This window comes from Sphingomonas aracearum (genome assembly GCF_003345355.1).
Taxonomy (GTDB): domain Bacteria; phylum Pseudomonadota; class Alphaproteobacteria; order Sphingomonadales; family Sphingomonadaceae; genus Sphingomonas; species Sphingomonas aracearum.
The window spans coordinates 726,061-751,421 of record NZ_QQNB01000001.1; the positions used below are offsets into that span (position 1 = coordinate 726,061).

Consider the following 25,361-nt stretch of genomic DNA (forward strand, 5'->3'; position numbering starts at 1 on the left):
GTTACTTGGCGATCAGCACGTCGCTGGCCTTGACCAGCACGGTCACCCGGTCGCCCGCGGCAAGGCCGAGATCGGCGATCGCCTCCTCCGTGATGCTCGCGGTGACGGTGAGGCCGCCGCCGATATCCACCTTCACCGTGCCGTTGACCGCGCCGGGCGTGATCGCCGTGACGATGCCGGGCAGCTGATTGCGTGCGCTGATCTTCATGACCCCGGCATAGCGCCGCTCCTGCCGCTGCGCTACCGTCGCGGCGGCGCATCCGTGCCGAGGAGAGTTCATGCAGTTCGAGCATCGCGCCGTGCCGATCGTGCTGGCCGCCGTAACGGTGGACGCAATCGGGTTCGGCATCGTCATGCCGGTGCTGCCCGAACTCATCACGGAGCTGGCCCCTGTTGACCTGCCCGCCGCGACGCGGATCTCGGGCTGGATGCTGGCGGTGTTCGCGCTGGCGCAGTTCTTCGCCGGGCCGGTGCTGGGCAACCTTGCCGACCGGTTCGGGCGGCGCCCGGTCCTGGTCGCCTCCATGGCCGCGTTCGCGCTGGACTATCTGTTGATGGCGGCCGCGCCGAGCCTCGCCTGGCTGTTCCTGGGGCGCGTGGTCGCCGGCATCACGGGGGCGACCTATGGCTCGGCCGGCGCGGTGATCGCCGACACCCACGCGCCGGACAAGCGCGCCGGCGTGTTCGGGCTGCTCGGCGCCGCGTTCGGCATCGGCTTCATGCTCGGGCCGGCATTCGGCGGGCTGGCGGCGACGATGGGCACGCGCGCCCCGTTCGTGGTGGCCGCGATCCTGGCCGGCGGCAGCGCGCTCGCCCTGGCGCTGTTCCTGCCGGAAACGCTGGCGAACGAGAACCGGCGGCCGTTCCGCTGGCGCGACGCGCATGTGATCGGCGCGTTCCGCCCGCTGTTCGCCGCCGGCAGCGCCGCTCCCCTGCTGGTGGCATGGTTCCTGTGGCAGCTCGGCAGCATGGTCTATCCGGCGACCTGGTCCTTCTGGGCGGCGATCCGCTTCGGCTGGGACGCGACGGCGATCGGCTGGAGCCTCGCCTGGGTCGGCTTCCTGACGGTGCTGGTGCAGCTGCTGATGACCGAGCGCGCGGTGAGGCGGCTGGGCGAGCGCGGGGCGGGCGTGCTCGGGCTTGTCGCCGGCGCGGTGGGCATGTTCGGCTGCGCGGTCGTCACCGCAAGCTGGCAGATCTATGTGCTGTTCGTGATCGTCGCCGTGGACGCATTGGCCTATCCGGCGCTGAACGGATTGGCGACACGCATGGTGGACGCCAGCCGGCAGGGCGGCTTGCAGGGCGGCCTCAACAGCCTGAACTCGGTGGCGCAGATCCTGGGCCCGCTGATCGCCGCGCAAAGCCTCGCCGCCGGCGCACAGGCCGGGTTCGACGGCGCCGCCTTCGTGCTGGCGGGCGGCATGATGGCGCTCGCCGCGCTGATCGTCGCGGTGGGGCTGCCACGCGTGGCGGCGGCGGCGGACGTGAAGGGTTAGCCGGGGAGAGGCGGCCGGCGGACGCACACGGACGGGTCTGCATCGGAGCGCCGGCGCAGATGGCGGATCGGCGGCGCGCTTGCGGGGACGCCCCTCCACCAGCCTGCGGCTGGTTCCCCTCGCCGTAGGGCGGGGAGGATCGGAAATGACGGAAGGTGGTCGCTTGCGGCCCGGCCCCTCCACCAGCCTGCGGCTGGTCCCCCTCCCCGCAGAGCGGGGAGGATACGTGCGGCGGACGCACGTGTGCGCTGCCTGGAAAACCAAGGGAAAGGGATCGACCGGCGCGTCCTAGCCACGGTTTTGCACCCGGGGCTCGACGACTTTTGAGACACTCGCTACACTACGAAGCGTCGAGACTTCTTGTATCTGCCGGGTATCGGCGACGCCCCCGGTACTCTGCCGCACCGGCTCTGGCATGGAGATTGAGTTGAACCGCTGTCACCGGTTCCGCTCGCCCTCCGGACGTCTTCAAACCTTCCCCGACCCTGATGAACGGACATCCGACTTGTATTCCCGGATGGCTCCGCGCCGGTCGATCGCCGGGCATGGTGCTTGTGACGGCACCACCACCGGCTGCTTTCGTTCAACCCCGCCGCAGGCCCTTACCGCGGTTCTGAACCGCTGCGGCGTATAGCCATATGGGTTCGTGTTGTCAAGCTCCTTGTTCCCCGGCGAAAGGCCGGGGTCCAGTTGGGGGCGGGTGGTTGGGGGTTCTCGCGCTGCAACCTGGGCCTTCCCAACTAGGCCCCGGCCTTCGCCGGGGAACGGAAGGAGGGTGGGTTCACGCGGAGGCGCGGAGGCGCGGAGGAGGGCGTGCGTCAGGAGAGCGGGTGGCCGTCTAACGGGATTACTGACGCGCTTTGCGCGTCGATCCTCTCTCTCTCTCTCTCTCTCTCTGCGCCTCCGCGCCTCCGCGTGAACATACCGTCTTCGCGGCTTCGCGGCTTCGCGTGAACAGACCTCCTTTGCGCCCCTACCCCTTTACGCCTGCGCACTCGGCCGGGCGGAGGCGCGGGCGTGCCAGTTGTGCAGGTGCGGCACATCCTCCGGCAGGGGCATGCCGATGAAGGCGGCGAAGTCGAGCGTGGTCAGCAGCAGGATGTCGGCCATCGTGTAGCTCTCCGCGGCCAGCCACGCGCGCCCGTCCAGCGCGGCATCGAACTCGCGCATGGCATGCACGACCCGCGGACGCTGGCTTTCGCCAAAGTCGGTATATTGGTGCTTCACGACCCGCGCCGTGAACGGATGCGTGTGCACCCACACCATCGACAGGGGCGACATCAGGCGCAGCTCGACCCGCCGCATCCACATGTCCACCCGCGCCGCGCCCAGCGCTCCCGTTCCGAACAGCGGCGGATCGGGGTGCAGCGCCTCGAAATAGCGGCAGATGGCGACGCTTTCCGTCAGCACCGTGCCGTCGTCCAGCTCCAGCGCGGGGATCTGGCCCAGCGGATTGACCTGGAGGAACGCCTCGCTGCGATGCTCGCCGCGCGGGATGGAATGCTGCGTCATCGGCACTTCCAGCCCCTTTTCGGCCAGGAAGATGCGCACGCGGCGCGGATTGGGCGCCGGATTGACGGCATCGTGGAACAGCATTCCTCCCCTTTCCCGCGCCGAACGCGGATTGTTTTTAGAAGATCGCGTATGGCATTCTTTATCCCGATCGCCTAGCAAATCAGCGAACGGGAATGGAGAAACATGGTGACGGCGCGTGATCTGCTGCTGGGCGAGTTCGCCACCCTGCCCGATCTGATCGCCGCCCATGCGCAGGAGCGCGGCGAGCGGACGGCGGTGGCCGACGAGCAGCGCTCGATGACCTATGCAGCGCTCGACCGCGCCATGGACCGGGTGGCCGCGGCCTTGCAGCGCGACGGCATCGGCCAGGGCCAGGCAGTGGCGATCCTGGCGGCGTCATCGGTGGAATATGCCGCGGTGTTCCTGGGTGCGGTGCGCGCCGGGTGCGTCGCCGCGCCCCTCTCCCCTTCCGCAACGCCCGAAGCGCTGGCGGCGATGATCGCCGATTGCGGCGCGCCGATCCTGTTCGCCGACGCCGACAATGCCGAAGCGCTGCGGCACCAGAGCGTGACCGCCGGGATCGTGCGGCTGGACCTGCCCGCGTTCGAGGCGTGGCTGGCCCCGCCCGGCAGCCGCCCGCAGCCGGTGGCGATCCGCCCGCAGGACGGCTTCAACCTGCTCTATTCCTCCGGCACCACCGGCGTGCCGAAAGGCATCGTGCAGAGCCACGCGATGCGCTGGGCGCATATCGGGCGCAACGCGGCGAGCGGGTTCGACGAAGCGGTGACGATGATCTCCACCCCGCTTTATTCCAACACCACGCTGGTCAGCTTCCTGCCGACGCTCGGCTGGGGCGGCACGGTGGTGCTGATGAAGAAGTTCGACGCCCGCCGCTACCTGGAGCTGGCCCAGGCGCACCGCGCGACGCACACCATGCTGGTGCCGGTGCAATACCAGCGGCTGATGGCGGTGCCCGATTTCGACAGCTTCGACCTGTCGAGCTTCCGGCTGAAGACGTCCACCTCGGCGCCCTTCTCGGCTGCGCTGAAGGCGGAGGTGGTGCGGCGCTGGCCGGGGCTGCTGGTCGAGTTCTACGGCATGACCGAGGGCGGCGCCTCCACCGGGCTGAACGCCAGCATGTTCCCGGACAAGCTGCACACGGTGGGCCAGCCGCTGCCCGGCCACGAGATACGCCTGATCGACGAGGACGGCCGCGAAGTGCCGCCGGGGGAGACGGGCGAGGTGGTCGGCCGCTCCCCGGCGATGATGACCGGCTATCACGGGCGGGCGGAGGCGACGCGCGAGGCGGAATGGCATGACTCGGAGGGCAATCGCTACATCCGCCACGGCGATCTCGGCCGGTTCGACGCGGACGGCTTCCTGATCCTGATGGACCGCAAGAAGGATCTCATCATCTCCGGCGGCTTCAACATCTATCCGGTCGATCTCGAAGCGGTGCTGCGCGAGCATCCGGCGGTGGCCGAGTGCACCGTGATCGGCGCCCCGAGCGAGGCGTGGGGCGAAACGCCGGTCGGCTTCTACGTGCCGCATACGGGCGTGGGCGCCAGCGCGGAGGAGGTCCGCGAGTGGACCAACGCGCGGCTCGGCAAGACGCAGCGATTGTCCGCGCTGTACCCGATCGAGGAGTTGCCGCGCAGCGCGATCGGCAAGGTGCTGAAGCGCGAACTGCGCGAGCGGTTGAAGGAGATCGCGGCATGACCTCCCTTCCCGCGCTGCTCGCCGCCGCCGAGCCGGTCGAGGGCGGCTTTCGCGCGCACGTCCCCGCCAACTGGCTGCAGGGGCGCACCGCATATGGCGGCTTCTCCTCCGCGCTGGCGCTGGAGGCGGCGCTGCGCTGCGAGCCGGACCTGCCGCCGCTCAGATCGGCGCAGATCGCCTTTATCGGCCCGCTCGCAGGCGCCGTGACCGTGACCGCCACCAAGCTGCGGCGCGGGCGCAACGCCGCGTTCGTGCAGGCGGACGTCACCTCGGACGCGGGGCTCGGCCTGCGCGCGACGTTCGTGTTCATGGCGGAGCGCGAGTCGGCGGTCCGCCACGATGCCGGGCTCGCCACCGATCGCCGCCCGCCGGCGCCCGACCAGGCGCTGTACCAGGGGCCGCCGGAATTCTTCACGAGCAACTTCCAGTTCCTGGACCTCAAGGCCGAGGCGCACGGCCCGACCGAATGGCTGCGCTGGGGCCGGTTGATCGAGCGCGAGGGGCTGCATCCCGCCGTGGAGCTGATGGCGGTGGCCGATGCCCTGCCCCCTGCCGCGATGAAGCTGCTCGGCAGCTTCGGGCCGGTTTCCTCGCTCACCTGGCAACTGAACCTCACCACCTCCCCGCCGCAGACGCAGGACGGCTGGTGGCTGCTCCGCGCCGAAGCGGACGCGGCGGCGGGCGGCAGCTCCAGCCAGAACATGACGTTGTGGAATGCCGAGGGGCTGCTGGCCGTGCAGGCGATGCAGAGCGTGGCGCTGTTCGTCTGATCGCTTGCGACACTTTGCGACAATTGCCGCTTTCCGCGACACACCGTAGCGACAGCTTGCAGGGAAAAGGCCGGTGACGGCGCGGGATCGGCCGCGTCGCACCGGGGAAGGCTTTTCCATGAACACGCTCGTTCTCGCCGCGGCGCTGGCCGGCGGCCTCCTCGCGAATGCCGCGGTGGCGCAGGACGCCGCACCGCAGGGGCCGCGAGGCGGCGGCATCATGATGCGCGCGGACGCCAATGGCGACGGCAAGATCTCCCGCCAGGAATATCTGGCGCAGGTGACGCAGCGCTTCACGCGACGCGATGCCGACAAGGACGGCGTGTTGTCCGGCGACGAGCTTGCCGGACCGATGCGCGGTGGCGAGGGCGACACCGCGCGGACCGGCCTGAACCGTGCGCAGCAGCGCTCGGACACCAACGGCGACGGCAAGATCAGCCAGGCCGAGGATCAGGCCGCGGCCACCGCCCGCTTCGACCGGCTCGACACGAACAAGGACGGCGCGATCGACGCGGCCGAGAGGAGCGCGATGCGCATGCCGCCGCGCCAGGGATCCCCCGCGGGCCAGTAAGCGGCCCGCTTCCTGGCCGGACGGCGGCTCCCCTGCCGTCCGGCCCCTTTCTTCAGGGTTCCGCCATGCTACAGCCCGAGGCCATGGGAGACACGCCGCACCTGCTGCTCGTCGACGACGAACGCTCGATCCGCGAACCGCTCGCGCAATATCTCACGAAGCAGGGCTTCCGCGTCACCCAGTCCGGCGACGCGGAAAGCGCGCGCACCCGGCTGGCGGCCTATGCCATCGATCTCGTGATCCTGGACATCATGATGCCGGGCGAGGACGGCCTCAGCCTGTGCCGCCATATCCGCGAGACCAGCGAGACGCCGGTGATCCTGCTCACCGCCCGGTCGGAGGAGACGGACCGCATCGTCGGGCTGGAAATGGGCGCGGACGATTATGTGGTGAAGCCGTTCTCGCCGCGCGAGCTGGCCGCCCGGGTCAAGGTGATCCTGCGCCGCGCGGCAGGCGGCGGCATGCGGCAGCACGCGCCGGATTCCGGCTCGTTCGCCTTTGCCGGCTGGGTGCTGAAATCGGGCGAGCGCGCGCTGGTGGACCGCGAGGGCGTGTCCGTGCCACTGTCCACCGGCGAGTACAACCTGCTCCATGCCCTGGTGACGCGGCCCCGCCAGGTGCTGACCCGCGACCAGCTGCTGGACCTCACCCAGGGGCGCGAGGCGGCGGCGTTCGACCGCGCGATCGACAATCAGGTGAGCCGCCTGCGCAAGAAGATCGAGGGCGACCCGAAGAATCCCGAGCTCATCAAGACGGTCTGGGGTGGCGGATACACGCTGGCGGCGGAGGTGACGCGGCTGTGACCCTGATGCGGCTGAAGCTGTGGCCGCGCAGCCTGTCGGGGCAGATGGCGCTGCTGATCGCGCTGGCGCTGTTCGTCGCCCAGGTGGTCAATTTCGCGCTGCTGCTGAACGAGCGCAAGCGCATCCGCATCGAACAGGCGACACGGCCCGCGGTCACGCGGCTGGTGGACGCGGCGGACGGCAATTCCGCGGAAGGGCCGCTATTCGGCCGCAACGGCGGCATCGACCTCCTGCCTGCCTCTCCCATCCGCAACGATCGCGAGCACCGCGCCGATGTGGAAGCGGCGTTGCGCGACGCGCTGGCGGATACCGGCGTGAAGTTCGGCAGGATCGAGACGGAGGTGCGGCCGATCGCCGCCAACGACCCGCGGATGAAGCGCTGGCGGCAGCGCGGGCTGCAACGCTGGCTGCGCGCGACGGACGAGATCGTGATCGCGGTGCAGCAACCGGGCCGCGGCTGGCTGGTGCTGCGTGCGCCTTGGCGACGGGGCGACCTGGGCTTCGTCTGGGGCCTCGTTGCCCAGACGCTGATCCTGTACGGCATCATCCTGCTGCCGGTGCTGTGGATCGGCCGGCGCCTGTCGCGCCCCTTGCGCGACCTTGCCGCCGCCGCGCGCGACTTCACGCCCGGCCGGCACGATGCGATCGAGGAACGCGGGCCGCAGGACGTGCGCGACGTGATCGCCGCCTTCAATGCGCTGCGCCTGCGGGTCACCGGCATGCTGGACGAAAAGGACCGGATGCTCGGCGCGATCGGCCATGATCTGCGCACGCCGCTGGCCGCTCTTCGCGTGCGGATCGAGTCGGTGGAGGACGACGACGATCGCGCGCGCATGGCGGACACGATCGACGAGATGAACCGCACGCTGGACGACATCCTCAGCCTTGCCCGCGTCGGCAAGCCCAGCGAGCCGATCACCGATGTCGATGTGGCTGCGCTGGTCGATGCGGTGGTGGAGGATTTCCGCGACCTCGATCAGCCGGTGCAGTTCGACGAGCCCGTTCGCCTGCGCATGAAGCTGCGGCCGACGCTGATGCGCCGTGCGGTGCGCAACCTGATCGAGAACGCGCTGAAATATGGCGGCGCCGCCGAAGTCCGCCTGCGCGAGGACGAACGGCAAGTCGTGATCGAGGTGGCGGACCGTGGCCCCGGCATCCCCGCCGACCGGCTGGCCGACGTGTTCGATCCGTTCACCCGGCTGGAGGCCTCCCGCAACAAGGACACCGGCGGCATCGGCCTGGGCCTCGCGCTCACCCGGGCGATCACGCGCGATGCCGGTGGCGAGGTGGTGCTGGCGAGCCGGCCGGAAGGCGGCCTCCGCGCCACGATCGTGCTGCCGCGCTAGATGGCGATATCGTTATTCTTACAAGTATCTCCGCGCGCCGGCAAAAAGTAGTGAGTTGCCGGTGTAAGCGAGGGTGCGCATCTTTACTTGCATCCGGTAGCGCTCAGGGCCGGCAGGTTGATCACGACGATGTGCGTCTTGCGCCGTGTTCGGAACGAACTTCAATTTGCGACAGAAGCGTTGCGATCGCGCGAAAGAGCTTGACGCCCATCGTTGTGAGCTGGGTGGAGCCCCTCCCTATCGGATCGGACTTTTCGATGATGTGACCATTCCCTTCATTGCCGAATGCAAACCCGCTTAGTCCTGCGATTACAGCGTCGCCTAGGCCGTGTTCAGCACGGTGCTGATCGACTTTGGTCCAGAACTCACAGATTTCTACATCATCCCAGTTTCGAGTACCAGGTCCGGCTTGATGAACTATAGCAGCCAGCGCGCTGACGCGACCAGGTGATGTGCTATATTGTGCTGCCAATTCGGCAAGCAGGTCGTGTGTCAGCAGAGAGTCCATGTTGCTTCCTTTTTTACGGCGCAGCTTAGCGGGATCGGTGCAACGGCAACATGAAAACCTGATCCGATGCTGATTCAATTCTGGTGGCCGCCTGCGCATCATTCGCCGGAGTGGCGAACCTACAACTTGTGATCGCAGGGTGATCGCCAAGCCACAGAGGCTCACCCACGCGTTTTGATGAGAGACGACGACGCCCACATACGCATACGTACCCGAATCAGCTCTCCACAACTCCCGCCGCTGCGGCTGCGGGGCGATGGCCCAGCACCTTCAGCAGGCTGTCCACGGAATAGGGTTTACGCAGCAGCTCGAAGCCGTGGTCGCTTTCCTGCGCCAGGACGTGGCTGTAGCCGCTGGTCAGCACCACGCGCAGGCCGGGCCAGCGGTCGGCGATGCGACGGGCGAGTTCCAGGCCGTTGATGCCCGGCATGATGACGTCGCTGAACACCAGGTCGAACTTGGCCGCGGCGGTTTCCAGCAGTTCCAGCGCCGCCTCGCCGTTCTGCGCCCAGGTGACGATCTGCCCCAAATCCTCGAGCAGGCCGCGCGCAAACCGGCCGACGACTTCGTTGTCCTCGACCAGCAGCACGCGCTGCGTCGCCATCCGCTCCGCACCCGCCTTGCGGATGGCGGAAGGCTGCGCATGCTCGCCCTGCATCAGCGGCAGGTACAGGGTGAAGGCGGTGCCGTGACCGATGCGGCTTTCCACGTCGATCTCGCCGCCGGACTGCTTGGCAAAGCCGTGCACCTGGCTGAGCCCCAGGCCGGTGCCCTTGTTCAGCCCCTTGGTGGTGAAGAACGGCTCGAAGATGTGCTTCAGCGTTTCCGGGGCGATGCCGCTGCCGCTGTCCTCCACCCGGACGGCAACAAAGGCGGCGTTCGATGCGCCATGGCCGCGCACGGCCGGCAGGCCGTCCGCGATGCGGCTGGAGACGGTGAGGCAGCCGCCCGCCGGCATCGCGTCGCGCGCGTTGACCACCAGGTTCAGCACCGCCGTCTCGAACTGGTTGAGATCGGCGTTGACGATGCGCGGCTCGCTGCCGGGTTCGGCATCCGGCGCATCCATGTCGAAGCGCACCTCGATGATCGCCCCGACGCTTGCCTCGATGATCTGCCGCATGCCCGCGACCCGCTCTGACACGTCGAAGACCTCGGGGCGCAGCGGCTGGCGCCGGGCAAAGGCGAGCAGCTGGGAGGTGAGCGCGGCCGCGCGGTCCGCCGTGTCCGAGATCGCCTGAAGGTACCGCTCGCGCCGCTCCGGTGCGATGTTCGGCATCTTCAGGAGGTCCGCCGAGGAACGGATCACGGTGAGCAGGTTGTTGAAATCGTGCGCCACGCCGCCCGTGAGACGGCCGACCGCCTCCATCTTCTGCGCCTGCGCCATGGCCTCGCGCGCGCGCTCCACCTCCTGCTGCGCCTGCCACTTCCCGGTCAGGTCGCGCGTGATCTTGGCAAAGCCGATCAGCTCGCCCGCCTCGTTGCGGATCGGATCGAGCAGCACGCCGGCGCGAAAGCGGGTGCCGTCCTTGCGCACCCGCCAGCTTTCGATGTCGTACTTGCCTTCTTCCACCGCGACGCGCAGCGCGCGTTCCGGCTCGCCCGCCTGGCGGTCCTCCTCCGTGTAGAAGCGGGAGAAATGCTGCCCGACGATCTCGCTTTCGGTATATCCCTTGATCGCCTCCGCGCCGGCATTCCAGTTGGTGACCACGCCGGTGGGGTCCAGCATGTAGATCGCGCAATCCCTGACGCCCTGCACGAGCAGGCGGAACCGTTCCTCGCTTTCGCGAAGCTCGCGGTCGATCCGGCGCTTGTCGGTGATGTCGCGCGTGACCTTGGCGAAGCCGATCAGCGACCCGTCCTCGTCGATCACCGGGTCGATCACCACGCTGGTCCAGAAGCGGGTGCCGTCCTTGCGCACGCGCCAGCCCTCCGCCTCGAACGTGCCGTGTTCGGCAGAGGCGGCGAGCGCACGCGCGGGGAGGCCCGAGGCGCGATCCTCCTCCGTGTAGAAGCGGGAGAAGTGCTGCCCGATGATCTCTTCGGCCGTGTACCCCTTGAACCGCTCCGCCCCGGCGTTCCAGCTCACCACATAGCCGTCGCGATCCAGCAGGTAGATCGCATAGTCCTTCACCGCCTTCACCAGCAGTTCGAAGCGCCGATCACCGACAATCGCCGGGTTGCTTGTTTTGGTCACCTGGCCCGCATCCATTCTCCGACGTTCCACGGCATGTTTTACACCCGGGATCAGTAACCTGTCATGGAATAAGGACGATTGTTTCTGCCGGTCGCCCAGCGACGATCGGGGTTGGCGGCCATAGTGAAGCGAAGCTCGCCGCCCGCCAGGATCTCGTCATGGGTGATGTACCCGCGGGCAAGCGGCCGGCCGTTCAGCGCGACCTGGCCGATATAGCGGTTGGCCGGCGTCAGGCCGTCCGCCACGATGCGAAAGCGCCGGCCGTTCGGCAGGTTCAGCGTGGCGGCCTCCACGAACGGACGGCCGATCACATACTGCCCGCTGCCCGGCGTGACGGGATAGAAGCCGAGCGCCGTGAACACCGCCCAGGCGGACATCTGGCCGAGATCGTCGTTGCCGGACAGGCCGTCGGGCGTCGGCTTGTACTGGCTGGCCATGATCTGGGCGAGCCGTTCCTGCGTGCGCCACGGGGCGCCGGCATAGGAATAGAGATAGGCTACATGGTGGCTCGGCTCGTTGCCGTGGATATACTGGCCGATCAGCCCGGCGATGTCCTCGGCATGGCTATAGTCGAGCCTGGAATTGTCGTAATCGAACATGGCGTCGAGCTTCTTCACGGCCGCCCGGTCACCGCCCAGCAGCCGGATCAGCCCGCCCTGGTCCTGCGGCACGAACCACGAATATTGCCAGGCATTGCCTTCCGTATAGTCCGAGCCGTAGTTGATCGCGGTCGGGTCGAAGGGTGTGCGGAAGCTGCCGTCCGCCTTGCGCGCGCGGACGAAGCCGGTCCGGCGGTCGAACGTGTTGCGCCAGTTTGCGCTGCGCTTCTCGAAGCGCAGGGCGATGTCGGTGCGGCCGAGCGCGCGGGCCATGCGCGCGATCGTCCAGTCGTCATAGGCATATTCGACGGTCTTGGAGGCGGCTTCCGGTTCCTTGTCGATCGGAACGAAGCCGCGCTTCTTGTATTCGTCCAGCCCGCCATAGGGGCCGTAATCGGCGCTGGCGACCATGGCGTCGAGCGCGGCATTGGCGTCGAAGCCCTTGATGCCCTTCAGATAGGCATCGGCGATGACGGGCACGGCGTGATAGCCGATCATCGTCCACGTCTCGCGGCCATGGAATTGCCAGATCGGCAGGATGCCGTCGGGGCTTACCTGCCGGCTGGCGATCAGCGAGTTCACGAAGTCCGCATTCCTCGTCGCCGGCTGAACGAGCGTGAGCAGCGGATGCTCGGCGCGGAACGTATCCCAAAGCGAAAAGGTGGAATGGAAGGTGAAGCCCTCCGCACGGTGCACCTGATCGTCCGGCCCCCGCCAGCGGCCGTCCGCATCGCCATAGACGGAGGGCGCCAGCAGGCTGTGGTAGAGCGCGGTATACACCGTCTTGCGCATCGGCGCCTCGGCGGTGAGGTCCACCGCGCCGAGCGACTTCTCCCACGCGCTGCGCGTGGCGGCGCGGATCGCGTCGAAGCCGCCGGGTTCCGCAGCCAGATTGGCGAGCGCCCCGGCCTGGTCGACGCCGGACAGCGCCACCTTCACCTCCAGCGGCCGGGCAAGCGCGCCGAAGTCCAGCTGCGCCACCAGCGCGCGCCCCTGCACCTCGGCGGCATCGCTGCGACCGCGGAACGGGCCCTGGAAGCCGCGATAGGCGACCTTTTCCTCGCGGTTCAGAAACGAATGGGCCTTGATCGTTTCCGAAAAGCGCATGGCGAACCAGAGCTTGCGCGCCGGCGCCCAGCCGCGTGTCTCGCGCATGCCGACCAGCGTTCCATCGGGCAGCAGGCGCAGCGACGACCACAGGATCTTGCCCGGATAATTGTACAGCGAGGTGCGCAGGTCGAGCACCAGGCTCGCCGCCTGCCCCGCCGGGAAGCCGTAGCGGTGTACGCCGACACGCGTGCCGGCGGTCAGCTCCGCGCGGATGCCGGTGTCGGCCAGCGTGACCGCATAATAGCCGGGATGCGCCTCCTCCTGCGCATGGCTGAAGCGCGAGCGATAGCCCGAGTTTGGCACCCTGGGATCGCCGGGCTCCAGCTTCGCGCCGGCGGTGAGCTGCGGCATGACCAGCACGTCGCCGAGATCGGAATGGCCGGCGCCCGAAAAGTGGGTGTGGCTGAAACCCTGGATCGTCGGGTCGTCATGGCGATAGCCAGCCGCATGGCCGTAGCAGGTTCGGATCTCGCAGGTGGCATCGGTGTCCGGCGACAGCTGCACCATGCCGAACGGCGCCACTGCACCCGGAAAGCTATGCCCCTCCCCGCCCGTGCCGATGAACGGGTCCACCGTTTCGTAGGCGCTGGGCGCGGAGGCTTCCTGTGGCGGCGCCGCGCCGACCAGGAACAGCGGCAGGGCGGCGGCGGCACGAAGGCGGGGAATACGCATTCCGGCACCTAAGCAGATGGCGGGGCGAGCGCCAAGCGGACGGGGCGAGACCCCGCCGAACCGGCGCCGCCTTCGTTGCGGGGCGACGTCGCGCGGCGGCCGCCCGGCGGCCCGCGACGTCGCCCGGCGCAAGCAGCCTATTGCCCCTCGCGCGCCTTGCGGGCGAACTCGTTGAGCTGCACCAATGTCTCGTCGAAGCGCCCTTCCGCCTCGGCGTTGCGAAGAAAGCGGACGCGCTCCACCAGGATCTCGGGCGGGGTGCCCCCGGCTTGCGTCCACAGCGCGATCACCTCGTCCGCGAACTCGTCGAGCGGCTGGTAGCCGGGGCGGTTCTCCTGCCCGGGCGTGAGGCCGGTCTGCACCGCCGGCGGCGCCAGCTCGACCACTTCCACCCGGCCCTGCAACGCCTGGCGCAGCGACACCGTGTAGGAATGGATCGCCGCCTTGGTCGCATTGTAGGTGGGCGTGGCGACCAGCGGCACGAAGGCGAGCCCGGACGTGACGTTGACGATCGCGGCGTCCTCCTGCGCGCACAGATGCTCGATCAGCGCGTTGGTGAGGCGGATGGGGCCGAGCAGGTTGGTGGTGATCGTCGCCTCCGCGTCGGCGAGGTCGCGCTGCGTGTCCAGCGGCTCGAAGCGCATGATCCCGGCATTGTTGACCAGCACGTTGAGCGCCGGATGCTCGGCGACCGCGCGGGCGGCGAACGCCTCGATCGCGGCGCCGTTCTCGATATCGAGCGCGATCGGGTGGATGTTTTCGCGCCCTTCCGCCGCCGCCTGCAGCGCTTCGAGGCGGCGACCGGCGATGATCACGGTGTTGCCCAGATCGTGCAGGCGATGCGCCAGCGCCTCGCCGATGCCCGATCCGCCGCCGGTGATGAGGATGGTGTTGCCGTTGCGCTTCATGGCATGCTCCTGTGGGCTATGGAGCCGCTTACCTAGGCGCCTTGTTTCCGGACGGAAGAAGGCACCGCAAAGATTGCTACGCACCGCCAGGAGAGTGTTCGTTGAGCCAGCCATCGAGTTCCCCCGCTCCCAAACCCTGGCCCGAAGCGGACCCGAGCGTGGATGCGCTGGCCGCCGACGTGATCGGGCGGGTTGCCGACAAATGGACGATGCTGATCCTGGAGGCGCTGGCCGACCACGGCACCCTGCGCTTCACCGAAGTGGGCCGGCAGGTGCCCGGCATCAGCCAGAAGATGCTGACCCAGACGCTGCGCCAGATGGAGCGCGACGGGCTGGTGATGCGCACGGTGCATGCCGTCGTGCCGCCGCGGGTGGACTATCGCCTGACCGACCTCGGCCTCAGCCTCGGCGAGGCGTTTTGCGGCGTGTGGCTGTGGGCGGAGCGCAACCTTGCGCGCATCGAGGAAGCGCGGGCGGCGTTCGATCGGGGGGCGTCATCACCCTCTCCCACCGTTCGCCTCGAGTAGGCGTAGAGCGTGTCGAGACGCCGTATCGAGAGGTCGCCCGCCACCTCTCTCGATAGGCGCTCTCGACAGGCTCGATCGCTATTCGAGACGAACGGATGAGGTCGGCTTACCGCGCCATCGCCGCCGACTGGTCCACCGGCACCACCGGCAGCAGCACGCGGCTGCCGTTCGCCCCGCGCTCGATCGTCACCGTCGCCTTCTGATAGTCGGACGGCTTGGCCAGGAAGATGTTGGGCACGTACTTCTGCGGATTGCGGTCGTAGAGCGGGAACTGGCTCGACTGCACCTGCACCATGATGCGGTGCCCCGGCTGGAACACGTGGTTCACCGCCGGCAGCCGGAACCTGTATTCCTGCACGCGGCCCGCCGGGATCGCCTTCGGCTTGTCGAACCCGTCGCGGTAGCGGCCGCGGAAGATGTCCTGGCTGATCGCCAGCTGATAGCCGCCCATCTTCGGATCGGCCGGGTTCTCGGTCGGCAGCACGTCGATCACCTTGACGATGAAGTCGCCGTCGGTGCCCGTGGTGCGCGCGAACAGGTCCGCCATGGGCACACCCGAAACACGCACCGCCTGGGTCAGCACCGGCGTCTGATAGGTCAGCACGTCCGTGCGCCCGTCGGCATGGCGCTGGTCGGAAACGAGCCAGTCGCCCCAGCGCCCGTCCTCGAAGTTCACCGGGCGCGGCAGGTGCGGCACGGGCCTGGCCGGATCGGAAACATAGCTGTCCCCGCCCGACGCTCCCGCCGTGAAGCCCAGTCCGCCGTCGGCGCCGAACCAGATCGGCTTCAGCGGCGCCGCGCAGCCCGACTGGCACGACAGCGGCCAGCGGGTGAAGCGGTCCCAATGGTTCTCGGCCGTATTGTAGATCGCCGCCTGCGGCAGGTTCGCCGCGGGGCCGCCCTCCAGATACTGGCGGAACAGCGGCATCACCATCTGTTCGCGGAATTGCGCGGCGGTGTCGCCATTCCACTGAAACGGGCCGAGGCTGCGGCCTTCGCGGTTGATCTGGCTGTGCCGCCACGGACCCATCACCAGGAAGTTGTTGCCGGTCTTCCCCTTGGCCGCGAGTTCTTCCCAGGCATGGATCGCGCCGTACATGTCCTCCTGGTCCCACAGGCCCTGTTCCCAGAGCGTCGGCACGTTCGACGGGTTGGCGGCGAGCAGCTTGTCCAGCGCCTGCCCCTGCCAGAAGCCGTCATAGGAGGGGTGCGCGACCATGCGCTGCCAGAACGGCAGCTGGTCGTAGCCGGACCGCTTCGCCCACTCGCCCGCGGAGCCGATCTCGCGGAAGTTGTTGTAGTCGTCGTAATCCGCCCCGGTCGGCGGTGCCTTGCCCGCGCCCTTGTAGCCGGTCTGGCTGCCCAGCCAGGCGATGTTGGCGAGGCGGAAGGCGCCGTGATGGAACCAGTCGTCGCCCATCCAGCCGTCGATCATCGGGCTTTCCGGCACCGCCACCTTCAGCGCGGGGTGCGGGTTCAGCAGCGCCATGGCGACGGTGAACCCCTCGTAGGACGAACCGATCATCGCCACCCGCGGCGCGGCCTCCGGCAGGTTCGCCTTGTTCACCAGCCAGTCGATCGTGTCATAGGCGTCGGTGACGTGATCGACCTTGGTGTTGTTGAGCGGGCCGACCACCGGCCGCGTGACGACGTAGTCGCCTTCCGACCCGTATTTGCCGCGCACGTCCTGATAGACGCGGATGTACCCGGCCTTCACGAACGGCTCGTCGGATAGCGGCAGGGTGGCGAGCATGGACGAACTCTCGCTGCGCGTCGCGCGGCCCTTCGCATTGTACGGCGTGCGGGTGAGCACGATCGGGGCGTTGGTCGCCCCCTTCGGCACGACGATGACGGTGTAGAGCTTCGTCCCGTCGCGCATCGGGATCATCGCCTCACGCTTGTCGTAATCGGCGGCGGGCACGGGCGGGGTGAACTTGGCGGGGATGTCGCCGGCGGCTCCTTGCGCGCGCTCGGCAGCATCCTTGGGCGCGGGCGTCTGCTGCGCCACCAGCGGTGCGGCGATCAACGCGAGAGTGGAGGTGGCGAGAAGGACGGGCTTCAGCATGGGAGCTCCCTGTGGTTCAGGGAGGCGACATTGTATCGTCGCGCGACACATTGCCAGCGGAAACAAAGCCAAAGGTGGTGCGGGTGGTCGGGCTCGAACCGACACTCCTTGCGGAACCGGATTTTGAGTCCGGCGCGTCTACCAATTCCACCACACCCGCACGTGGGAAGCGGCGATAGGGGAAGCGGCGGGGGGGTGCAACTGCAACCTCGCGCCGGAACAGCTCGGACCTCAGCCGACCGTCACACCGACGACGTGCCAGCCTCCGTCCTCCTGAAGGAGCGTGACCGTCTCGATCGCCACCTCCTTGTTCGCGAAGCGGGTGCGGAACTTCACCACTTCGTAGCCATCCGGCGGCGCCGGCAGATTCTCCTGACTTACCAGCGTGCGCGACATCATTGCGCCGAGAGGCACCCGCACCTTCCGGGACGCCGCCACCCACGCCGCTGCGCTGTTCAGCCGACGGAATACCGTACCGGTAGCGCGGTAGCTGTCGTCCCAGCGCGATTGGTCGAGCAGGTTCAACCACTGCCGTGCGGCATCCACCACCGCCGTCTGCGGTGCCTCCGCTACGGGAGCAGGCGCGGGCGCGGCGGCATTCTGCGGCAGCACGGCAAGGGCGAGCAAGGCAGCAACAAGAGCCATGAGGGCAACTCCGAAGAGGATCGGGGAAAGCCGATGCGGCTGTCCCACACCGGCGTCCGGCGCCGCCTCTTCCTGATGCCCCGATCCGTCCATCGCTTCCCCGATTTCGTTGCGGACAAGCGGATCGGGGGTCGGCGGCGTCCCTGCTGCTTCCGCCTCGAACAGCATTCGCGCTGCCTCCCGGCTACTCGAAACGCCCACCTTGCGCCGCGCTTCGCGAAGGCGCTCGTTGATCGTGTGGACCGACAGGTCGAGGCTGCGGGCGATGGACTTGGCATCATGGCCTCGCACGATCAGCCGCAGGGTTTGCTTCTCCCTCTCGGTAAGCGAGTCGAGCCGCTTCAGGGCATCCGTGATCATGGCCGCAGGACTAGGAAGGCCGGGGCGGCACCACTATCCCAAAAAATTGGGGGTGCCCCTCAGCTGCGCGGCGCCTGCCGCCGGTAGCTGAGCGCTTCTGCCACATGCAGGCGGCCGACAGTCTCCGCCCCGGCCAGGTCCGCAATGGTGCGGGCGACCCGCAGGACGCGCGTATAGCTGCGCGCCGACAGCCGCATGGCCTCGCTCGCCTGCGCCAGCAGCGCGCGGCCGGGCTCGTCGGGCGTGCAGGCGGCGTCGAGCGCCTCGCCTTCCAGCTCGGCATTGGTGCGCGCGCCCCTGCCCCGCTGCACCGCGCGGGCGGCCGCCACGCGGGCGGCGACTTCGGCGGAGCCCTCGGTCGGCGGCGGCAGGACGAGGTCGGCGGCGCTGACCGCCTGCACCTCGACATGGAGGTCGATACGGTCGAGAAATGAGCACCTTTCAAGAGCGAACTGTCGAAACTTCCACGGGCTCGCCTCGCATGAACGCTGCCAGCGACTCGGGTGTGGTATCGCTCAAGCCCTCGGCGACCATGGCGTGCTGCCATTCGACCACAGCGGCCATCATGCCGGGTTGGTTGTAGTGAGGTCCGACGATCTGCCCCCATAGCTCCACTTCGCGCAGCGTGACCGCGCGGGCGCTCCACATGATCTCGGCAGACGCGACGATTGAGCGGGCAACGCCCTCATCAATCACTTCGGTGGGGATGCTCCAATGCCGCTTCGCCAAGCAGTCTGTGTAGAAGCTCACCTGCTTGAGGGCGTCCAGAATGCCGGTGTGTTCGGCGTCGGGGTCAACGCCTGCTGCCAAGCCCTGCATGGTCCGGGCACCCTGCCCCACCAGTTGCGGGATGATCCAACCGGCATTCTTCGCCCGGTGGCTGCGATATTCGCGCCAAGCCGCCTTCACGTCGGCGGGATCGCTCACGAGGGCGAGGCGCTTGAGGATGATGACCTTGCCCCGTTCCTCCATGGAGAGGATCGCAAGCGCCGTAGCGGACGGGTAGCGCCCCGCCTCCAGCAATAGCTTGGCGTCATCAAGCAAACGGAGGGCGTTCGCCTGTGCAGCGGCGATTCCCTCCGTGATATGTGCGGGCGTTAGCGGTCCCGCGTATGGTTGAAGGTGTGACTTCATAGCCGCCGATGGTGGCGGCTGGATCGGTGTCAGTCCACTTCGAAGGTCTCCATCAGCCATGCTTCGAAGGCGGCTTCTTCGTCCGGGCTCATCGTCTGGCGATCTTCAAGGTAAGCCTGCCGGTAGAACCGGAGGGCGTAGGATCGTCGCTCGGCAGGGTCGCGGGTCGCCGCCGCCACTTCCGCGTTCAGAATGATCGCTTGAAGCCGAAGGATCGCGTTCTCGATCTTGCCCACCCACATCAGGGCAGGCCCTTTCGCCGACGCCACGCGGCCTTCGCCCGATCCGAGCGAAGCTGCGTCTCCCGCTTGCGCGTCCAGTAGGCCGCGACCGCCGCCTCCATGATCGCGGCGACTTCTGCCGGGGTGATGGTCTCGGGATCGATCATGCAACCCTCCACGAGAAATCGGCCACCACCCATGCGTAGGTGCGGGTGAGGTGTTCGGCGATCTGCTCGTCCACGAAGCCGTCCGGGGCGTCGTTGGGGTGGTCGCCCCACCAATCGAGGGTGATGGTGGTGGGAAGACCGGTCTGCTCACCGTCATCATCCCACACGATGTCTTCAACGATCAGTTTCGCAGTGGTGGGCTCGTTCATCGTGCGGCCTCCGCCTCGAAGGCTTCCACGAGCGTCTTTGCTTCCCGGTAACGATTGCGCTGCGCGGCGATCGACAGTCGGGCAATGGGGTGGAAGGTCTCGCGACCTACGTTTTCCCATTCGAACCGCGATAGCGCGATGACACGGGGCTGGTGGGTAAAACCACAGGTGCCAGTAGCCGTCTTTCCCGCCCGCTCGCGGACGATGCCGCCACGGGCACCGCCGTTCCATTCGATGAAGTTGGGGTTCACCTCACCGTCCATCATGAACGCGGACGCGGTGAAGGTGATGCCGTCCACCACCTTGGTGCTGCCATATGCCGCGAGCTTGCGGCGGTTCTTGTCAGTCATAGGTCATAGCTCCGCCATGCTGGCGAAGGTGACCCGCCAGTCAGGTAAATTGGTTTTCAGTTTGGTGGGTAATCAGGCGCGCTCGCTGTGCGGCCATCGCCCCATCTGATCGCGGTTGGCATCCCACCAGCCTATCACCGCCGCTTCATCGAAGTGACCGATCCGGGTTGGTGCGGGAAAGTTCCGGGCTGTGCGCCAGCGATAGAAGGTCGATCGCGACGCCCCGGTGAGGGCGAGGATTTCTTCGACGTTCACGCCGCCTCCCGCTCCCGGACACGAGCGTGGGTGCCGTCTGCCTCGCCCCGCTCGTCAATAGCGCCGATGAAAGCCATGAGCGCCTTCAAAGGCGGTTCGCAGTGGACCATGTGACCAGCGGGCTTGTTGTAGGCGGCTTCGAGCTTGTTGATGATCAGTCCCTTGCCGTAGCCCATCGGCACCTTCTTCGACCAATCAAGGAAGTCGTCGGCGTCCATGGTCATGGCGGTGAAGAAGCCCATCATCGGATCGAGGTCCACGTAGTTCGCGTTCTCGATAGTGGGGTGAGGCGTAAGACCAAAGGTCTTGGAGTGCAGCACCTGCACCATGCCGCCGTTCTTCGCGCGGATCACGAACGCCGAACCATCCGGCCTCTTGAACACAGCGGTGATCTTGTCGTCGTTCCAGTTGATCTTGTAGGGCATAATCTCTGGTCCCGTTCATCTTTGCGATGACGAGTAGGTCTCATGAGACTGCGAATATAACAAGCAAATTCCGACCGAACTGTGCAAAAACCGAACTGTGTAGTCTATAATCAATTATAGAACAACTTCCGGTAGCGCCTTCGTGCTGCGGAGCGTCTCACACTTTTCCAATACGTCAAGTTTTTCTGCTTTTTGGGTCTGGTAGGTGCGTTAACCAAGTTCACGGAAATCGGGTCAAGTCCGAATCACCCGCGTTAATCTCGATGGCCGAAACTGATTTACAGGAGATCGTTGCCCGATTGCCCGTAGTCCGTTTAACCTTCGACCATGGCGCGAACGGCGAAGACGAAGGCTCTGCGGGTCGCGCCGCCGTTCACCGGCTCGATCGATGCGAAGGTGCCTGCCGAGAACGTGGAGTTGTCCCACTACCTCGCCGAAACACGCCGATGGATCGCCTACAGCAAAGCGTCGGACGGGAAGGTGTTCTTCGGGGATGGCGCGACAGAGCCTCTGGCACGTCGCGCGGCGGGTCTGCGCACCCTCGCCCATCTGGAAGGTCGAGCGTCGGGCGAAGCCGAAGGGCTTTCGCCGGACGATATCAAAAAAGCGCGTGATGAACTCGCGCGAGAGTTGGCGCAGCTTCGAGTGCTCGTGATGACGAGCAATCTACCCTTCCCTGATGGGTATCCGAGAGAAGTCGTTCTGACGGAGTTGCAGGCATCGCGTGAGATCGTGCTTGCGACAGACGAGCGTGGGATCATCGCACGGTGGACCCTTCCCACGCTCCTGTTCCTCGCAGGGGGCTTTGCTAACGGGATCATCGGCAAGGGTGCGGAGAAGTCGCTTGAGCTTCTGACGAAGCTGTTAGCGGGGTAAATCAGTTTCGCAGCGCCATCACACCGGAGGCGACATGATGGCCTCGGCTCGCGCCAGCCAATCCGCAAGGTGAGGATCGCGGGTCACGTCGGCGAGATCATAGCCCTTGGCGAGGAAGCGCTTCTCTGCCGTGCTCTTGGCGTCGTTGCAGTCGGTGCAGGTCGGTGCGAGGTTCGCGGGATCATCGGTGCCCCCAAGCGCGAGCGCCACGATATGATCGAGCACCGTAGCGCCCCGTATAAGCCCGGTGGAGCGGCAGTAACGGCACAAGGGCTCTGCGGACAGCAAACGCTCGCGAAGCCTGCTGTAAGCGCGGCTACGGTCCCGCAGGGCATGTGAGCCGCCCTGCTTGGAGCGTTGCTGCTTCGGACGGCTGGAGAAGGTGGCGGGCTTGTCGGGCACCTGTTATTTAGGCGCTCCAAGGGGCTGGAGTGCGATGTGAGCGGTTTTGATGAATGGAGTGATCAGGCGCTACTTTCCAGTCGGGCCTATCTCACTTCCGTCACCTCCGCTGTCTATGTCATGGCTTCGGAAGGCACCGCTCAACTTCATCGATCCGGTGTCATCGGAAAGAACCAGCAGGAAAACAACGCCGCAAAGCGGTTGAGCCAACTGAACAACGGCAATCTGAAAGAGCACGCTCCATGGCGGTTTGTCTTCCTTGCCCCGCTGTCTTCCGACCTTGCCGTGGGGCTCACAGCGGCAGAGAAAGCCCTACAAACTGCTTTATCGGCAACCTTTGACACGGATCGCCGGAGCCTTTTCTACACAGGCGATCTCTCTTTGGTTGTCGCTACTGCGCAGCAGGCGGTAGCGAAAGTGCTTGCCGACGATCAAGGCGAAGACCATTCAAAACTCGCGGCGGCTCTTGAGGCTTATCTCGAAGTCGGTGCGCGAGCGGAAAACCGATCTTTCTCCCACGAGCGCGCAGTCACTGCCGCGAAAGAGATCGTGTTCGCTGAAATGCGTCGATCCTTTAACCTCAAGCTGGCACGAGCGCTTCAGAACGCGATCAAGGTAGAAAGCTGACGGGACATGCTTCCCGTGCCTTGCGGGCGAGCCGCTGTAGCTCCCGGAGATCGTCCAGATGGAGGATCGCCAGCGGCTTGGCGCGATCATGCTGGACCACCGCCACGGGCATCAGGCCATCACCGCGTTCGGCTTGGTCGATCGCCGCATAGGCTTTGGCGAAGCCGTTGGCGTGGGCCTTGGCCTCATAGCTGTAGGGGTGAACTCGTTTTGCAGCCGGGGTGAGGATGATATCCGCGCCGCTGCTCCCCATTGGACAGGACAGCACGTCGGCGGGATCGAGGTCCGGGTTGTCGGCGCGGATCGCGTCCCGGAGCTTGTTCTGTAGGCGGCACGCCTTGGCCTTGGCCGATCGGATAGAGCACTTGCGGGGCTTGGGTAAAGTATTCGTGGTCACCCTCTATTTAGAGCCACCAAGATGAGGCGGGACGCCTGCCTCCACTAACTCCACTCTTCTCAAGCCAGAAATGGCGTTTTTCTGCCGTTTATGGCACCAAGGGGAGGAGTGGAGGCAACATGCTCCATAGCTATTAGGTGTGTTTTGTCTTCTTAAATTCTATATCTATAAAAACTACCTCCACCTCCTCCACTCCAGTCAAAAACCAAAGATTTCTGCGGGTTTAAGCAAAAATAGTCGGTGGAGGAAGGTGGAGAAAAGGGCCAAAAAGTGGAGGCAAGCCGTTTTTTCTTGCTCATGGCTTGAAGTAATAGACAGGCGAACTCGCACCTTGGTATAAATAAAAGTGCGAACGGGGTTCGATACCTCTCCCCGATCTCTTCATATTGTGTTTCTTTGTCTACTTGGCCTCGGTTGGCGGCATCCAACCGGGGCCTTTTTCTTGCGCGCAGATGAATATGGCACCGGTTCGGCGCGTGGTGCTAAATAAAAGCACAACAGGGAATGCCGTCCCTACCAACACAATGCGAGCCGCGCATGGCATGGATGGCGTTCCTTCATTTAGTAGAAGGAACACATGACAGAACAAGACATTCTCAACTTCATCGTTACCACGAACCCGACGCCCGAACTCTCCGAGATCATCGCGCAACTCGATTTCGACAACGAGACCTATCCGAACCTCGAAGCCTCCATCATCAAGCTCGGCATCGCCAGCAAGACGGAATGGCAGAAGGCGTTCCGATCCGCACAGCGCGCCCACCGCATCCGCTCCGCCCTTGGCACCGTGCCCGCCACGCCCCGCGAGTTGGTCGAAGCGATCCTTGATACCTACGCCTTCCGCCTGAACGCCAACGCCGCGCATCCCCTGTCGTGGGTGAGCCCGATCCAGAAGAACCGCGTCCGCCTGTCGGTGGATGAGTTGATCGAGGAAGCCACGTCGGTGAACCGCAACCTGCTTGGCGACCAGTTCAAGAAGGCCAACGTCGTGGACGAAGTGGTCTATCTCCAGCGCAAGGTGGACCACGAGGTTCGCTCCGCCATTCTGGAAAAGCTCACGCAGACCGGCACCACGTTCGATTGGGATGCCCTGATCGCCACCAGCTTCGATACCACCAACGTGTCGGCGGAGATCACCATCGCGGTGCTCCAGAAATTGATTTGGCAGATTAAGCGCCGCCTCGCTGGCCTCCCGATCGTCTACCACCTCATGCCGGTGGTCTACGGGTCGCAGGGCTGCGGTAAATCGGTTTTCATCACCAAGCTGCTTGGTGAGCTTGGATCGCTGTTCGCCACCACCGACTTCAACCGCCTGTCCGACAACCGCGAAGCCAACCTGTTCCGCAACTTCGCCCTGTTCTTGGACGAAATGAACAAGGCGGATCGCGCCGACATGGACGCCGTTAAGGCGGTGATCACCCGCGAGGAGCTTTCCTACCGCCCCATGGGGACCAACGCCTCCGTGAGCATGGACCAGAACGCCTGCTTCATCGGCGCGTCGAACAAGCTGCTGGAGCAGTTGATCAACGATCCCACCGGCATCCGCCGCTTCTTCCAAATCGATTTCAACAGCGCCTCCGGGCCTGCCGAGTTTGCCTTCATCAACGGTCTCGATTTCACGGCGATGTGGTGTTCGGTCGATCACCTCGCCGCCGATCCGTGCGAGCCGCACCGTGAGGCGATGAAGGCTCTCCAATCCCGTCACGCCAACCGCTCGTCCGTGGGCGAGTTTGCCGACGCGCTGGTGGCGAACGAAGGCCGCTACCGCGTGCCGTCCAGCTTCGAGGGCGGGTCCGTTGATCGCACGCTCCGCACGGGCGTGATCGCCAAGGATGAAATCTACCTCGCCTACCGCGATTGGTGCGCCGTGATGCGGAAGAAGGCCGCGCTGGAACAGGCCGGGTTCCTCTCGGAGCTTCGCCGCATGTCGTCGCAGGAAGCGGGCTTCCCGATCCAGCCGAAGAAGACCAACAAGATGAACGGCTGGCAGTATGTCGGGCCGATCGCCGAAGCCACGAAGGCACTGGACGTGTTCCACGGTCGGGTGATGGCATGATCGCCTACAGCACCGTGCGGAACGTCCGCGACAATCGCCCCGTCACGGACGCCTTGCCCTCGTGGCAGTCGTTCGCCGACTACCTCGAAGGCGAGTCCAAGCGCCCCGGCATCGACAAGGCCAAGGCGAGCACCGGGGCACAGGGCACCCGCATGTTCCCGTTCCTCGTGCGCACCGGCACGCGAGCGCTGCTCAAGGGCTACGCCATCACCGCCGACGATCTCGCCACCATCGGGCGGCAGTTCGCGTCCAGCATCGGGCGGGACACCAGTGACGTGGATCACGATGCGGAGAACGCCCACCGGGCGGCGGTGGCGCGCTACGCCGAAGTGAAGGCGACGCGGGTGGAGAAGCTGGACCCGCTCGCGGCCAAGTTCGCCAAGTGGAAGAACCGCGATTCTTGAGCCTTATTCGGCGATTTTTTTGGCCGTGGG

28 protein-coding genes, 1 tRNA gene and 1 pseudogene are annotated in these 25,361 nt (G+C 66.2%); 11 read left to right on the forward strand and 19 right to left on the reverse strand.

Annotated features, from left to right (window positions below; translation table 11 throughout):
* Nucleotide 1: 1 nt before the first annotated feature.
* Complete coding sequence (locus tag DVW87_RS03530) at nucleotides 2–208, reverse strand: TOBE domain-containing protein (protein WP_114687042.1); 207 nt, start codon at nucleotides 206–208, stop codon at nucleotides 2–4.
* Between the two features lie 70 nt (nucleotides 209–278).
* Here DVW87_RS03530 and DVW87_RS03535 point away from each other — a divergent pair, with 70 nt between their 5' ends.
* Complete coding sequence (locus tag DVW87_RS03535; protein WP_181814707.1) at nucleotides 279–1,496, forward strand: MFS transporter; 1,218 nt, start codon at nucleotides 279–281, stop codon at nucleotides 1,494–1,496.
* A 981-nt stretch (nucleotides 1,497–2,477) separates the two neighbouring features.
* On the opposite strand, the gene DVW87_RS03540 is transcribed toward DVW87_RS03535, so the two are convergent.
* Nucleotides 2,478–3,092 (reverse strand): glutathione S-transferase family protein, encoded by a 615-nt coding sequence (locus DVW87_RS03540; RefSeq protein ID WP_114686356.1) that lies wholly within the window; start codon nucleotides 3,090–3,092, stop codon nucleotides 2,478–2,480.
* Between the two features lie 105 nt (nucleotides 3,093–3,197).
* Here DVW87_RS03540 and DVW87_RS03545 point away from each other — a divergent pair, with 105 nt between their 5' ends.
* From DVW87_RS03545 to DVW87_RS03565, 5 genes are all read left to right on the forward strand, one after another.
* Nucleotides 3,198–4,730, forward strand: a complete 1,533-nt coding sequence (locus tag DVW87_RS03545) for a class I adenylate-forming enzyme family protein (RefSeq protein ID WP_114687044.1) — start codon at nucleotides 3,198–3,200, stop codon at nucleotides 4,728–4,730.
* Nucleotides 4,727–5,500: a thioesterase family protein gene (locus tag DVW87_RS03550; RefSeq protein ID WP_114686357.1), complete on the forward strand. Its 774-nt coding sequence runs from the start codon at nucleotides 4,727–4,729 to the stop codon at nucleotides 5,498–5,500. The genes DVW87_RS03545 and DVW87_RS03550 overlap by 4 nt, the downstream gene beginning before the upstream one ends.
* A gap of 118 nt (nucleotides 5,501–5,618) precedes the next feature.
* Nucleotides 5,619–6,071 (forward strand): EF-hand domain-containing protein, encoded by a 453-nt coding sequence (locus DVW87_RS03555; RefSeq protein WP_114686358.1) that lies wholly within the window; start codon nucleotides 5,619–5,621, stop codon nucleotides 6,069–6,071.
* Nucleotides 6,072–6,154: 83 nt separating this feature from the next.
* Nucleotides 6,155–6,874: a response regulator gene (locus tag DVW87_RS03560; protein WP_114686359.1), complete on the forward strand. Its 720-nt coding sequence runs from the start codon at nucleotides 6,155–6,157 to the stop codon at nucleotides 6,872–6,874.
* Nucleotides 6,875–6,879: 5 nt separating this feature from the next.
* Nucleotides 6,880–8,220, forward strand: coding sequence for a sensor histidine kinase (locus DVW87_RS03565; protein ID WP_239017805.1), 1,341 nt, complete (start codon nucleotides 6,880–6,882; stop codon nucleotides 8,218–8,220).
* 121 nt (nucleotides 8,221–8,341) lie between these two features.
* Here the strand turns inward: DVW87_RS03565 and DVW87_RS17705 are convergent, their stop codons facing one another.
* The 4 genes from DVW87_RS17705 to DVW87_RS03580 all read right to left on the reverse strand — a co-directional run bounded on the left by DVW87_RS17705 (nucleotide 8,342) and on the right by DVW87_RS03580 (nucleotide 14,211).
* Nucleotides 8,342–8,728, reverse strand: coding sequence for a hypothetical protein (locus DVW87_RS17705; protein ID WP_147276196.1), 387 nt, complete (start codon nucleotides 8,726–8,728; stop codon nucleotides 8,342–8,344).
* A 217-nt stretch (nucleotides 8,729–8,945) separates the two neighbouring features.
* Nucleotides 8,946–10,922, reverse strand: a complete 1,977-nt coding sequence (locus DVW87_RS03570; RefSeq protein WP_239017738.1) for a hybrid sensor histidine kinase/response regulator — start codon at nucleotides 10,920–10,922, stop codon at nucleotides 8,946–8,948.
* Nucleotides 10,923–10,972: 50 nt separating this feature from the next.
* Nucleotides 10,973–13,303, reverse strand: coding sequence for a GH92 family glycosyl hydrolase (locus DVW87_RS03575; protein ID WP_114686361.1), 2,331 nt, complete (start codon nucleotides 13,301–13,303; stop codon nucleotides 10,973–10,975).
* 137 nt (nucleotides 13,304–13,440) lie between these two features.
* Nucleotides 13,441–14,211: an SDR family oxidoreductase gene (locus tag DVW87_RS03580; protein WP_114686362.1), complete on the reverse strand. Its 771-nt coding sequence runs from the start codon at nucleotides 14,209–14,211 to the stop codon at nucleotides 13,441–13,443.
* Between the two features lie 101 nt (nucleotides 14,212–14,312).
* On the opposite strand from DVW87_RS03580, the gene DVW87_RS03585 reads away from it, so the two are divergent.
* Complete coding sequence (locus DVW87_RS03585) at nucleotides 14,313–14,738, forward strand: winged helix-turn-helix transcriptional regulator (RefSeq protein ID WP_220149782.1); 426 nt, start codon at nucleotides 14,313–14,315, stop codon at nucleotides 14,736–14,738.
* Between the two features lie 106 nt (nucleotides 14,739–14,844).
* Here the strand turns inward: DVW87_RS03585 and DVW87_RS03590 are convergent, their stop codons facing one another.
* The 11 genes and pseudogenes from DVW87_RS03590 to DVW87_RS03635 all read right to left on the reverse strand — a co-directional run bounded on the left by DVW87_RS03590 (nucleotide 14,845) and on the right by DVW87_RS03635 (nucleotide 20,569).
* A complete protein-coding gene (locus tag DVW87_RS03590) occupies nucleotides 14,845–16,803 on the reverse strand; it encodes a CocE/NonD family hydrolase (protein ID WP_114686363.1) in 1,959 nt (652 codons plus the stop codon).
* 75 nt (nucleotides 16,804–16,878) lie between these two features.
* A tRNA-Leu gene (locus tag DVW87_RS03595) sits at nucleotides 16,879–16,963 on the reverse strand.
* Nucleotides 16,964–17,034: 71 nt separating this feature from the next.
* Nucleotides 17,035–17,808: a helix-turn-helix domain-containing protein gene (locus DVW87_RS03600; RefSeq protein ID WP_114686364.1), complete on the reverse strand. Its 774-nt coding sequence runs from the start codon at nucleotides 17,806–17,808 to the stop codon at nucleotides 17,035–17,037.
* Nucleotides 17,809–17,867: 59 nt separating this feature from the next.
* Nucleotides 17,868–18,236: pseudogene (locus DVW87_RS03605) on the reverse strand (magnesium chelatase subunit ChlI family protein); the annotation flags it as partial.
* A gap of 13 nt (nucleotides 18,237–18,249) precedes the next feature.
* Nucleotides 18,250–19,002, reverse strand: a complete 753-nt coding sequence (locus DVW87_RS03610) for an AbiV family abortive infection protein (RefSeq protein WP_338056359.1) — start codon at nucleotides 19,000–19,002, stop codon at nucleotides 18,250–18,252.
* Nucleotides 18,972–19,184: a hypothetical protein gene (locus tag DVW87_RS03615; protein ID WP_114686366.1), complete on the reverse strand. Its 213-nt coding sequence runs from the start codon at nucleotides 19,182–19,184 to the stop codon at nucleotides 18,972–18,974. Before DVW87_RS03615 ends, DVW87_RS03610 begins: the two co-directional genes overlap by 31 nt.
* A complete protein-coding gene (locus DVW87_RS18005; protein ID WP_181814709.1) occupies nucleotides 19,184–19,330 on the reverse strand; it encodes a hypothetical protein in 147 nt (48 codons plus the stop codon). The genes DVW87_RS03615 and DVW87_RS18005 overlap by 1 nt, the downstream gene beginning before the upstream one ends.
* Nucleotides 19,327–19,539, reverse strand: coding sequence for a hypothetical protein (locus tag DVW87_RS03620; RefSeq protein ID WP_114686367.1), 213 nt, complete (start codon nucleotides 19,537–19,539; stop codon nucleotides 19,327–19,329). Before DVW87_RS03620 ends, DVW87_RS18005 begins: the two co-directional genes overlap by 4 nt.
* Nucleotides 19,536–19,889 (reverse strand): hypothetical protein, encoded by a 354-nt coding sequence (locus tag DVW87_RS03625; protein ID WP_018251035.1) that lies wholly within the window; start codon nucleotides 19,887–19,889, stop codon nucleotides 19,536–19,538. Before DVW87_RS03625 ends, DVW87_RS03620 begins: the two co-directional genes overlap by 4 nt.
* Before the next feature lie 72 nt (nucleotides 19,890–19,961).
* Entirely contained in the window at nucleotides 19,962–20,144 is a 183-nt protein-coding gene (locus DVW87_RS03630; protein ID WP_114686368.1) for a helix-turn-helix transcriptional regulator, read from the reverse strand.
* Complete coding sequence (locus DVW87_RS03635) at nucleotides 20,141–20,569, reverse strand: hypothetical protein (RefSeq protein ID WP_114686369.1); 429 nt, start codon at nucleotides 20,567–20,569, stop codon at nucleotides 20,141–20,143. The genes DVW87_RS03630 and DVW87_RS03635 overlap by 4 nt, the downstream gene beginning before the upstream one ends.
* A gap of 327 nt (nucleotides 20,570–20,896) precedes the next feature.
* On the opposite strand from DVW87_RS03635, the gene DVW87_RS03640 reads away from it, so the two are divergent.
* On the forward strand, nucleotides 20,897–21,445 hold the full coding sequence (locus tag DVW87_RS03640) for a hypothetical protein (protein WP_114686370.1): 549 nt from the start codon (nucleotides 20,897–20,899) through the stop codon (nucleotides 21,443–21,445).
* An 18-nt stretch (nucleotides 21,446–21,463) separates the two neighbouring features.
* Here DVW87_RS03640 and DVW87_RS03645 read toward each other — a convergent pair whose 3' ends face one another.
* The gene (locus tag DVW87_RS03645; RefSeq protein WP_220149783.1) at nucleotides 21,464–21,847 is read right to left on the reverse strand and encodes an HNH endonuclease; all 384 of its coding nucleotides are present in this window, start codon (nucleotides 21,845–21,847) and stop codon (nucleotides 21,464–21,466) included.
* A gap of 36 nt (nucleotides 21,848–21,883) precedes the next feature.
* Between DVW87_RS03645 and DVW87_RS17710 the strand changes: the two genes are divergently transcribed.
* Entirely contained in the window at nucleotides 21,884–22,474 is a 591-nt protein-coding gene (locus DVW87_RS17710; RefSeq protein WP_147276197.1) for a hypothetical protein, read from the forward strand.
* Here the strand turns inward: DVW87_RS17710 and DVW87_RS03650 are convergent.
* Complete coding sequence (locus DVW87_RS03650) at nucleotides 22,458–22,871, reverse strand: hypothetical protein (protein ID WP_147276198.1); 414 nt, start codon at nucleotides 22,869–22,871, stop codon at nucleotides 22,458–22,460. The two genes, DVW87_RS17710 and DVW87_RS03650, sit on opposite strands and share 17 nt — an antisense overlap.
* A gap of 577 nt (nucleotides 22,872–23,448) precedes the next feature.
* Here DVW87_RS03650 and DVW87_RS03655 point away from each other — a divergent pair.
* Together DVW87_RS03655 and DVW87_RS03660 are read left to right on the forward strand one after the other, a co-directional pair.
* Nucleotides 23,449–24,927, forward strand: a complete 1,479-nt coding sequence (locus tag DVW87_RS03655) for a VapE domain-containing protein (RefSeq protein WP_114686372.1) — start codon at nucleotides 23,449–23,451, stop codon at nucleotides 24,925–24,927.
* A complete protein-coding gene (locus tag DVW87_RS03660; protein WP_114686373.1) occupies nucleotides 24,924–25,331 on the forward strand; it encodes a hypothetical protein in 408 nt (135 codons plus the stop codon). The genes DVW87_RS03655 and DVW87_RS03660 overlap by 4 nt, the downstream gene beginning before the upstream one ends.
* Nucleotides 25,332–25,361: the final 30 nt, after the last annotated feature.

Bases quoted from the DNA above. Each gene is read 5' to 3' on its own strand.
- DVW87_RS03590 (WP_114686363.1), bottom strand. From the start codon at position 16,803: ATGCTGAAGCCCGTCCTTCTCGCCACCTCCACTCTCGCGTTGATCGCC.
- DVW87_RS03655 (WP_114686372.1), top strand. From the start codon at position 23,449: ATGACAGAACAAGACATTCTCAACTTCATCGTTACCACGAACCCGACG.
- DVW87_RS03565 (WP_239017805.1), top strand. From the start codon at position 6,880: ATGCGGCTGAAGCTGTGGCCGCGCAGCCTGTCGGGGCAGATGGCGCTG.
- DVW87_RS03540 (WP_114686356.1), bottom strand. From the start codon at position 3,092: ATGCTGTTCCACGATGCCGTCAATCCGGCGCCCAATCCGCGCCGCGTG.
- DVW87_RS03600 (WP_114686364.1), bottom strand. From the start codon at position 17,808: ATGATCACGGATGCCCTGAAGCGGCTCGACTCGCTTACCGAGAGGGAG.
- DVW87_RS03560 (WP_114686359.1), top strand. From the start codon at position 6,155: ATGGGAGACACGCCGCACCTGCTGCTCGTCGACGACGAACGCTCGATC.
- DVW87_RS03575 (WP_114686361.1), bottom strand. From the start codon at position 13,303: ATGCGTATTCCCCGCCTTCGTGCCGCCGCCGCCCTGCCGCTGTTCCTG.
- DVW87_RS03640 (WP_114686370.1), top strand. From the start codon at position 20,897: ATGGCGCGAACGGCGAAGACGAAGGCTCTGCGGGTCGCGCCGCCGTTC.
- DVW87_RS03530 (WP_114687042.1), bottom strand. From the start codon at position 208: ATGAAGATCAGCGCACGCAATCAGCTGCCCGGCATCGTCACGGCGATC.
- DVW87_RS03615 (WP_114686366.1), bottom strand. From the start codon at position 19,184: ATGTGGGTGGGCAAGATCGAGAACGCGATCCTTCGGCTTCAAGCGATC.
- DVW87_RS03625 (WP_018251035.1), bottom strand. From the start codon at position 19,889: ATGACTGACAAGAACCGCCGCAAGCTCGCGGCATATGGCAGCACCAAG.
- DVW87_RS03635 (WP_114686369.1), bottom strand. From the start codon at position 20,569: ATGCCCTACAAGATCAACTGGAACGACGACAAGATCACCGCTGTGTTC.
- DVW87_RS03610 (WP_338056359.1), bottom strand. From the start codon at position 19,002: ATGGCTGATGGAGACCTTCGAAGTGGACTGACACCGATCCAGCCGCCA.
- DVW87_RS03535 (WP_181814707.1), top strand. From the start codon at position 279: ATGCAGTTCGAGCATCGCGCCGTGCCGATCGTGCTGGCCGCCGTAACG.
- DVW87_RS18005 (WP_181814709.1), bottom strand. From the start codon at position 19,330: ATGATCGATCCCGAGACCATCACCCCGGCAGAAGTCGCCGCGATCATG.
- DVW87_RS03550 (WP_114686357.1), top strand. From the start codon at position 4,727: ATGACCTCCCTTCCCGCGCTGCTCGCCGCCGCCGAGCCGGTCGAGGGC.
- DVW87_RS03660 (WP_114686373.1), top strand. From the start codon at position 24,924: ATGATCGCCTACAGCACCGTGCGGAACGTCCGCGACAATCGCCCCGTC.
- DVW87_RS17705 (WP_147276196.1), bottom strand. From the start codon at position 8,728: ATGGACTCTCTGCTGACACACGACCTGCTTGCCGAATTGGCAGCACAA.
- DVW87_RS03620 (WP_114686367.1), bottom strand. From the start codon at position 19,539: ATGAACGAGCCCACCACTGCGAAACTGATCGTTGAAGACATCGTGTGG.
- DVW87_RS03555 (WP_114686358.1), top strand. From the start codon at position 5,619: ATGAACACGCTCGTTCTCGCCGCGGCGCTGGCCGGCGGCCTCCTCGCG.
- DVW87_RS03580 (WP_114686362.1), bottom strand. From the start codon at position 14,211: ATGAAGCGCAACGGCAACACCATCCTCATCACCGGCGGCGGATCGGGC.